8 protein-coding genes and 1 pseudogene are annotated in these 8790 nt (G+C 68.3%); 5 read left to right on the top strand and 4 right to left on the bottom strand.

Annotated elements, in window-relative coordinates; translation table 11 throughout:
- Window positions 1–143: 143 nt before the first annotated feature.
- Window positions 144–869 carry a helix-turn-helix domain-containing protein gene (locus BMZ83_RS15745; protein WP_074880898.1) on the top strand — a complete coding sequence of 242 codons (726 nt, stop codon included), beginning with the start codon at window positions 144–146 and terminating at the stop codon, window positions 867–869.
- 70 nt (window positions 870–939) lie between these two features.
- Entirely contained in the window at window positions 940–2160 is a 1221-nt protein-coding gene (gene thrC / locus BMZ83_RS15740) for a threonine synthase (RefSeq protein WP_143077028.1), read from the top strand.
- A 63-nt stretch (window positions 2161–2223) separates the two neighbouring features.
- Here the strand turns inward: thrC and BMZ83_RS15735 are convergent, their stop codons facing one another.
- From BMZ83_RS15735 to BMZ83_RS17290, 4 genes and pseudogenes are all read right to left on the bottom strand, one after another.
- On the bottom strand, window positions 2224–2457 hold the full coding sequence (locus tag BMZ83_RS15735; RefSeq protein WP_143077027.1) for a hypothetical protein: 234 nt from the start codon (window positions 2455–2457) through the stop codon (window positions 2224–2226).
- Window positions 2458–3025: 568 nt separating this feature from the next.
- Window positions 3026–4276 carry an MFS transporter gene (locus BMZ83_RS15730; protein WP_079990231.1) on the bottom strand — a complete coding sequence of 417 codons (1251 nt, stop codon included), beginning with the start codon at window positions 4274–4276 and terminating at the stop codon, window positions 3026–3028.
- Between the two features lie 162 nt (window positions 4277–4438).
- Window positions 4439–4780, bottom strand: a complete 342-nt coding sequence (locus BMZ83_RS17295; RefSeq protein ID WP_343123908.1) for an amidohydrolase family protein — start codon at window positions 4778–4780, stop codon at window positions 4439–4441.
- A gap of 530 nt (window positions 4781–5310) precedes the next feature.
- Window positions 5311–5889 (bottom strand): annotated as a pseudogene (locus BMZ83_RS17290) (N-acyl-D-amino-acid deacylase family protein); the annotation flags it as partial.
- A gap of 279 nt (window positions 5890–6168) precedes the next feature.
- On the opposite strand from BMZ83_RS17290, the gene BMZ83_RS15720 reads away from it, so the two are divergent.
- From BMZ83_RS15720 to BMZ83_RS15710, 3 genes are all read left to right on the top strand, one after another.
- Window positions 6169–7425, top strand: a complete 1257-nt coding sequence (locus tag BMZ83_RS15720; protein ID WP_074880890.1) for a Zn-dependent hydrolase — start codon at window positions 6169–6171, stop codon at window positions 7423–7425.
- A complete protein-coding gene (locus BMZ83_RS15715; RefSeq protein ID WP_074880887.1) occupies window positions 7422–8435 on the top strand; it encodes a threonine ammonia-lyase in 1014 nt (337 codons plus the stop codon). The genes BMZ83_RS15720 and BMZ83_RS15715 overlap by 4 nt, the downstream gene beginning before the upstream one ends.
- 56 nt (window positions 8436–8491) lie before the next feature.
- Window positions 8492–8790 (top strand): amidohydrolase family protein (locus BMZ83_RS15710; protein ID WP_143077026.1); only part of this gene is annotated, 299 nt, incomplete at its 3' end.

Below are 8790 nucleotides of genomic sequence, written 5' to 3'. Positions count from 1 at the left end.
CAAGTCGATCCACTCGGTAGACTCACTGAGGCGGTCGAATTCGGCCATAGGCATCCGAACTAACGACCGCCTCATCCTCTAACTTAACGCGACCGTCAGCACCGGCACAACTTTTAACCCCGATAAGCTGAAGAAACTTCACTATGGCAAGCTCCCCCAAGGAACGGCGAAGCGAACAGTATCGGACCTCACAGATAACGCTGGAGATCTGGCACCCGGACTGCTGGACGCTGCAGACGACCGAGATGGTCGACGCCGGCCTCATCGGTCACGGCGTCTACCAACACGACGGGATCGTGAGCGGGCGCTTCACCGCCTACGCCGACACGACCGACCAGATCACCGAGCTCGCCGAGGCCATCGAGGAATCCCCGTTGACCGACGAGGTGAAGCTCATCAACGAGTACTTCAATCCGAACCTGCGCACCGACGCCGCGGGCAACGCGACCCAGGAGCTGCTCGTCGAGTACGAACCGACCAACAGCATCCACGACGCCTTCATCTCCCGGGGGTTCGTCCCAGAGGAGGAGATCCGGATCCACGACGGCTACGAGTACTGGACGGTCATCGTCGCGGCCTCGCGGGACACTATCCAGCAGCGCCTCGACGAGATCTGCGAGGAGATGGAGGCCGACATCACCGTCGAGGGGATGAAGTGCCCGGAGTCCGGCAGCGCCGGCGGCAGTTCCTCGAACCAGCTCTCCGAGCGCCAGCGCGAGGTGTTCGAGCTGGCCCAGCGCGAGGGCTACTACACCTGGCCCCGGGAGTGCTCGGCCAGCGATCTCGCCGACGAGCTCGACGTCTCGAAGACGACGCTGCTCGAACACCTCCGGAAGGCCGAGTCGAAGATCCTGGGGAACGTGGACTGACTCGAGAACGTCGACTGACCCCGCGCATGGGCGGCGGTAGCTTCTCTTGCCGGGCTCTCGAACGCCCGGTGTGAACCACGTCGACACGCTCGAGTGCACCCTGTGTGGCGAGACGTACGACCCGGACCAGGTCATCTACACCTGTCCGAACCACGACGGCGTCGCCGGCATCCTGGGGGTCGTCTACGACTACGACCGGATCGCCGAGTGCTTCGACGAGCCCCTCGACGGCGCCATCGACTCCCAGTGGAAGTACCGCGCGTTCCTCCCGGTGGCCGACGACGTCGAGCCGGTGACGCTGGGCGAGGGCGGCACCCCCCTGCTGGACGCGCCGCGCCTGGGGGACGAGCTCGGGGTCGACCTCCGGGTCAAAGACGACGGCCGAAATCCCACCGGCGTACTGAAGGATCGCGCGACCAGCGTCTCGCTCACCAAGGCCAGGGAGTTCGGCCGCGAGATCGTGACCTGCGCATCCACGGGGAATGCGGCGGCCTCCCTCGCGGGCTTTGCGGCCCGCGGCGGGATGGACTGCCGGCTGTTCGTCCCCGGCGATGCGCCCGAAGGCAAGCTCGCCCAGCCCCTGGTCTACGGCGCAGACGTGCTCGGCGTCGAGGGGAGCTACGACGAGGCCTACGACCTCAGCATGGAGGTCACGGAGCGCTTCGGCTGGTACAACCGCAACGCCGCGGTCAACCCCTTCCAGGTCGAGGGCAAGCGCACAGTGGGTCACGAACTCGCCGAGCAGACCCGGGAGGACGTGCCGGACTGGCTGGTGTTCTCGATGGGCGACGGCTGCACCATCGCCGGCGGCTGGAAGGGGTTCCGAGAGTTCCGCGACCTCGGGTTCGTCGACGAGGCGCCGAAGATGCTGGGTGTGCAGGCCGAAGGCGCGAGCGCCATCCACGATACGTTCCAGGCGCACGACGACGTCGAGGAGGTGGCCGACACCGTCGCCGACAGCATCGCCGTCGGCCGCCCGCGGAACACGGTGAAGGCCTGCCGGGCCCTGGAGGAGAGCGGCGGCGATTCGGTGCTGGTGAGCGACGAGGAAATTCTCGCGGGCGAGGCGTTGCTCGGCCGGACCGAGGGCGTCTACGCGGAGCCGGCCGGGGCGGCCCCCGTCGCCGGTGTGCGGAAGGCGCGGCAGGAGGGGATCATCGATGAGGGTGAATCGGTGGTCGTCGTGGTCACGGGTAACGGCCTGAAGGACACCGAGAGCGCGATGCGCGCTGCGGGTGAGGTGGTGTCCATCGCGCCCGACATCCAGGACGTGATCGAACGGTACGAGTAGGTTGGGGCGGGCTGGTCGTTCGGGCCTATTCTGACGGCTTGGTGGAATGCTCGAACGGGTGACTCAAACGTAGTACTCGTCCTTGCCGTACACGTAGTACGCGAAGGCGACTCCGGCGACGATGCCCCTCACGTCGGTGAAAATCAAGGCGATGACGACCGCGAGTACGTACGAGGAAAGGACGATCACCCAGCCCCAGAACCGGAGGGTCCACAAACCATAGAATCCGAGCAGTTGGACGACGGCGACAGTCACCACGAATACCTCGACGACGACGTTCCCGAGGCCATCGCCCAACGTAGCAAGTACGGAATGCGTGACCAACAGAGTACTGAGTCCCCCCATCACGCAGAGCAGTTTGATCCCGAGCGGGGTCCGCTCTTCCCGTGCTCTCGGGTCCCGCGTAACAGGTCAGAAAGAGGACGGGTCAAACATGACCCAGACTACGAATAACCGGATATAACGTTTTCTGGGACATCACGGCGACGATACCGCTGCGACGTCGAGCTCGGAGGACCCACCAGCACAGCAGGGTTCCGGGCCCAAGATCCGTCACCAGAAACCGACGATTTCTGGTAACGCTCGCGACCGCGGCGAGCGCGGGCTACCACCGCCCCCGCACCGTGTCGGCTGCGGCGCGGTGCTGTGCGGTCCTCCGAGGTCATGGGAACTCCGCGAAGCTGTCGGCGGATGCTGTCGCGGATTCTCCGCGGGCCATCTACTCCGCGGTACTGTTCGTGGTCCCGGTTCGACCAGTGAAAACCAACCCTCAAATGCGAACCAGACATCCGACTCCGAACGAGTCAGACAGCACAGATACCGGCCCACCTCGGTAACACACCGAACCCGGAAACCCGCCCAGAACTCATCCGCCCGAAACGCTGTCCGAGTAACGCGTCCAGAACAGGATCGCCGCACTGAGAGCGAGACAGCCGAGCAATCCCTGGAACGCGACCGCGTAACTCGCGATGCCGGCGACGACGCCGACGTAGGCCGGACCAAGGCTGGACAGCCCCTCGTAGATGGTCTTGAACGCGCCGAGGTCGCCACCCTTGCTGTCGTCCGGAAAGATGTCCATCAGATAGGCCTGCAGGACCGGCGTGAACGCCATCAGGCCCGCGGCGTAGAGCAGAATCCCCGCGAGGATCGGGAGCTGGGACTCGGCGACGATGAGAAGCGTGAGCCCGACGAGGCTTACGAGTGTCGCACCACCGGCGATCAGGCGTCTATCCCAGCGGTCGCTCAGGATACCCGAGAGCGGCTGCACGACGACCCCGACGGCGAACAGCGCCGCGAACCCGCCGCTCGCCAGTCCGGGGGTGAACCCCTTGCTCGCCTGGAGGAACGTCGGAAGAAACCCGAGCACGCCCTCCCACGCGAAGATGATCAGCGTGTACGCCGCCACCAACCGCCGGACTTGGGACGTCCCGAACACCCGCGAAACCGTCTCGCGCACGTTCCCGCCGCCCCCGGCGAGGCTGAACAGGTCCCGGGTTCCGTAGCGCTCCCTCGCAACGACGTGGAAGGCGATCACGATGGCGGCAAGGAGCACGACGACCGGGGCGAACGCGAGCTGCCACGCCCCGAGCGAGAGGGCGACGACGGCGAGTCCGGCCGCGAGGATGCTCCCGATCCGCGAGATCGCGCTGTTGGCGCCGAACGCTCGCCCGCGCTTCTCGACGAACAGGTCCGAGAGCAGGACGCGCTCGGAGACGAAGAAAAACGCCGACCCGACGCCGAGTAACGCGGTACTCAGCAGCAGCCCCGGGTACGAGGTGACCTGCGTGAGGGCCGTGAACCCGACGATCAGAACGCCGAGTCCGCCGACGATCACGATCTTGCGCGAGACCTCGTCCGCCAGGCGGCCGCTCGGGTACTGCAGGACGGCGAAACAGATCCGCATGAGCGTCAGCGCGACGCCCGCAGCGGCCGGCGTTATCGCCAGCCCCTCGATGATGGTGGGTAACAGCGGCGGCAGGGCCTGTCGGCCGAGATTCGCCACGAGCGTCCCGAGCGCGATGAGTCCGAACATCCGCCCCGAGTAGCCGCGCACGAGCCGCTCCTGGCCGGCCTCATCTGTCGCGTGCGCTGGCGTTCGCTCGCCTCCCGTATCCATCGCAGTCACCCAAGCCAGCAACGGCACTAAAGCCCCTTCCACTCGGCGTGCTGGACCGGATTCGCGCGGTATTTGTCCCGGCGGCTTCACGGAGGCTCCCACTCGAGAAATCCCGCCACCAACAACCGCTCCCCCGACTAGCGCCGGCTGCACCGGTCGGCGCTAGTCGTCCCGGTCTGTCAGCGCAGGCCGCACCGGACCGTCCCACTCCTCTATCGATCGCAACACGCTCCCCGGCTGCGTCCCCGTCACCTCGCCGTCCCGCACGACGAACTCGCCGTCGACCAGGACGTGCTCGATGCCGTCGGCGTGCTGCATCGGGTCGTCGTAGGTCACGTTCGCCCGCACCGCGTCGGGGTCGAAGGCCACGAGGTCCGCGACGTACCCCTCCCGCACGCGCCCGCGGTCGGGGAGCCCGAGCACGTCGGCGGGGTGGCCAGCGGCCTTGTACACCGCCAGTTCGATCGGGAGCGCCCCGCGCTCTCGGACGTAGCGCCCGAACAGGCGCGGGTACGTGCCGACCGCCCGCGGGTGGGTTTCCCGCCGAAGATGCCGTCCGTGCAGATGGTGCCTCGCGGGTCCAAGAGGAACCGCTCGATGTCCCGGTCGTCCATCACGAAGTCCGCCATCGTCACGTCCAGGTCCTCCTCGACGAGCAGGTCACAGACCGCCTCGACAGGCCTGACACCGCGCTCGGCGGCGACGGCGGCGATGGTCTCGCCTTCGGCCTGCCCGCTCCCGGTGTTGGTCACCAGGATGTTCTCCCACGTGCCGGCCGCGCCGGCGAGGTTCTCCCAGTCGCCGCTTTCGCCGGTCTCGATGTCCTCGCGGATGCGCTCGCGGGCGGCCGGGTCGTGCAGGCGCTCGAGCATCTCCTCGGTCTCGCCAGCGCGCGCCCACGGCGGCAGGACCGCGGTAAGCATTGTGCTCCCGGCGGTCCAGGGATACTGGTCGAACGTTACGCGAACCCCCCGCTCCTCCGCGGCGTCGAACACGTCGAGAATCTCGGTCGAGGCGCCCCAGTTCGTCTCGCCGGCCACCTTCAAGTGCGAGACGTGGGGCTGGCAGCCGGCCCGCTCGCAGAGCCGGACGAACCGGTCGATGGACTCGACCACCCGGTCGCTCTCGTTCCAGACGTGCGAGACCATGAAGCCGTCGTGGTTGGCCAGTACCCACCCGAGCGCCTCGAGTTCGTCGTCTCGGCCGTAGGCGCTCGGCGGGTAGATCAGTCCCGTCGAGAGCGCGAACGCGCCGCTCTCGACGGCGGTCTCGAGCGCCTCGGTGACGGTTTCGAGCTCCGTTTCGTCGAGCGGCCGGTCCTCGAAACCGACCGCCAGGGACCGGAGGTTCCCGTGCGGCGCGTAGTAAGCACAGTTGACCGCCGGCTCGGCGGCCGCGAGCGCGTCCAGGTACCCCTCGACGGTTCGCCACTCCCACTCCTCGCGGGTCCCGAGGAGGGTCTGGACTCGCCTGGCCCACTCCTCTTGCGTGCCCTCCGGGACCGGGGCGACGCTGACGCCGTCCTGGCCCAGCACCTCGAGGGTGACGCCTTGGGTCACTTTTTCGGGCGCTCCGGGGTGGTCGAACAGCCGGAGCTCGGAGTGGGCGTGCATGTCCACGAACCCCGGCGCGAGCGCGTCGCCGTCAAGGTCGATTACGCGCTCCGCGTCCGCTGACGCGGCCCCCACCCGCTCGATTCGTCCGTCCTGAACCAGGACGTTCGCCGTCGTCGGGGGCGCGCCCGACCCGTCGTACACCATCGCGTTCTGGAACTCGATGCGTTGGCTCATGCGTGTGGCTCGTGGACGGCCCGACGGCACCTGGACGCTTTACCCCACACCCCTGCATGCGAGGGGGTAGAGTGAACTCGCTCGAACCCGCCACCATCGCCAATGACGGAGATCTCCAGCGAGCGGCTCCGGGACCGGTTCGACCGATTCAACGAGATCGGGGCGACCGAGCGCGGCGGCGTCAACCGGCCGACGCTCTCGGACGCGAACAAGCGCGCGCGTGACCGCCTGGTCGAGTGGTTTCAGGACGCGGGCCTCGAGGTAACCGTCGACGAGGTCGGGAACATCTTCGGTCGGCGCGCGGGCCGGAACGACGACCTCGCGCCCGTGCTCGTGGGCTCGCACGTCGACAGCCAGTACAACGGCGGGCGGTACGACGGCGTCATCGGCGTGCTCGGCGGGCTCGAGATAGTCGAGACGCTGAACGACGCCGGTGTCGAGACCGAGAGACCCATCGAGGTTGTCTCCTGGAGCAACGAGGAGGGCGTGCGGTTCCAGCCGGACATGCTCGGCAGCGGCGTCTTCGCCGGCAAGTTCGACCCCGAATTCGCCCGCTCGCTCGAGGACAAGGAGGGGAAGCGGTTCGGCGAGGAGCTGGAGCGCATCGGCTACCGCGGCGACGCCCCCTGCGAGCCGCGGGAGCTGCACAGCTACTTCGAGCTCCACGTCGAGCAGGGGCCGAAGCTGGCCGACGCGGGACTGAGCGTCGGCGTCGTCGAGGGAGTGTACGGCTTCGTCTGGTTCGACGTGACGTTCTCGGGCAGCGCGGACCACGCCGGGCCGACGCCGATGCACCTCCGCCACGACGCGCTGGTGGCCACCAGCGACGTGGTGGAGGCGGTGCGGCGCATCGCCGGCACGGAGGGCGATGACCTCGTCGGGACCGTGGGCTCCCTGGACGTCTCTCCCAACTCCATCAACGTCATTCCCGAGACCGTCGATTTCACGGTCGACTTCCGCTCCTACGACGACGAGACGGTCGACCGGGCGGCCGACCGCGTGCGCGAGGAGATCGAGCACGCGGCGGCCCGCGAGGACGTCGAGGCCAGCCACGAGGTTATCATGCGCATCGAGTCCCAGGCGTTCGACGACGGCTGCATCGAGACGGTCGCTGCCGCGGCCGACGACGTCGGCGCCGACTACACCCGGCTCGTCAGCGGCGCGGGCCACGACGCCAGCTACCTCAACGGGTTCTGCCCGACGGCGATGGTGTTCGTCCCCAGCGTCGGCGGCGTGAGCCACACCGAAGACGAGTACACGGAGTGGACCGACGTGGTGACGGGGACGGAGGTGCTCCACCGGGCCGTCCTCGAGAAGGCGAACGAGCCCGAAGTTGACGAGACGGAGGTGGACCGATGAGCCAGTTCGACCCAGCGGACTCCCCCGACTCGACGACGATTTTCCCCTACCACGACCTGACCCCGCCCGAGCCGGCGGACGTCTACGCGGCCAGGCCCATCGTGAACCGGCACCTGCCGGAGACGCCCCTGGTCCGCAGCGAGCTGCTGTCGGCGGAGACGGGCGCCGAGGTCTACCTCAAGCGCGAGGACACGCTCCCGACGGGCGCGTTCAAGGTCCGGGGTGGAATCACGCTCGGCCACCGCCTCCCCGAGGAGTTCCGGGAGGCCGGCCTCATCGCGGCCTCGACGGGGAACCACGGCCAGTCGGTCGCCTACGCCGGCCGTACGTTCGACGTCCCGGTGACCATCGCCGTGCCCGGCGACCCGAACCCCGAGAAGGTGGCCACCATGGAGCAGTACGGCGCCGAGGTGGTCCCCCACGGCGAGGACTACGACGACGCCCGGGAGTGGGCCGAGCGGAAGGCGGCCGAGGACGGCCTGCGCTACGTCCACTCCGCGAACGAGCCCGACCTCGTCGCCGGCGTGGGCACCGCGGGCCTGGAGGTGCTCGACGAGCTTCCGGAGGTCGACCGCGTGGTCTGCCCGGTCGGCGGCGGGAGCGGCGCGGCGGGCTACTGCCTCACCGTCGGCGCAGTCGGGGACGCCGAGGTGGTGGGCGTGCAGTCCGACGCCGCCGACGCGACCTATCAAGCGTACCACGAGGGGCACCTCTATCCCCAGGACTCCGTGGCGACCGAGGCCGAGGGTATCGCCTCCCGCGCGCCGTTCGCGCTCACGGTCGAGCTCATGCGCGAGCGCCTGGACGACCTCGTTCGCGTCACCGAGGAGGCCATCTGGGAGGGTGTCAGCGACATGCTGGCCGAGGAGCGACTCGTCGTCGAGGGCGCGTCGGCGTCGGCGGTCGCGGCCCTCTGCCGGATGGACGTCGCGGGCGAGACGGTCGTCGTGCCCGTCACCGGTCGGAACCTCTCGTCGGCGAAGCTTCGACGCGCGGTCGGCGAGGACTGACCAGCCCCGTCTATTCTCGGGTGGGTGTTTTTCCCGGAAGGAAGACACACTCACGTATGGCCGACTTACTCATCGAGAACGCACGCATCGTCGACGGGACGGGCGCGCCGTGGTTCCGCGGGAGCGTCGCCGTCGAGGGCGACCGCATCACCGACGTCGTTCGGGAGAAGGACCCCGGTATCGCCGCCGAGACCGTGGTCGACGCCGACGGCCGGGTGGTCTCTCCGGGCTTCATCGACACCCACTCCCACTCGGACATGGAGCTGTTCGCGGACGCGACGCTCGCGCCCAAGCTCCGCCAGGGCATCACGACCGAAATTCTGGGCCAGGACGGCTTCTCGATGGCCCCCATGCA

It is taken from the genome of Halolamina pelagica (assembly GCF_900115675.1).
In the GTDB taxonomy this organism is placed as follows: domain Archaea; phylum Halobacteriota; class Halobacteria; order Halobacteriales; family Haloferacaceae; genus Halolamina; species Halolamina pelagica.
Note: the sequence above shows the minus strand (reverse complement) of the source record. Positions and strands in the feature narration are given on the sequence as shown.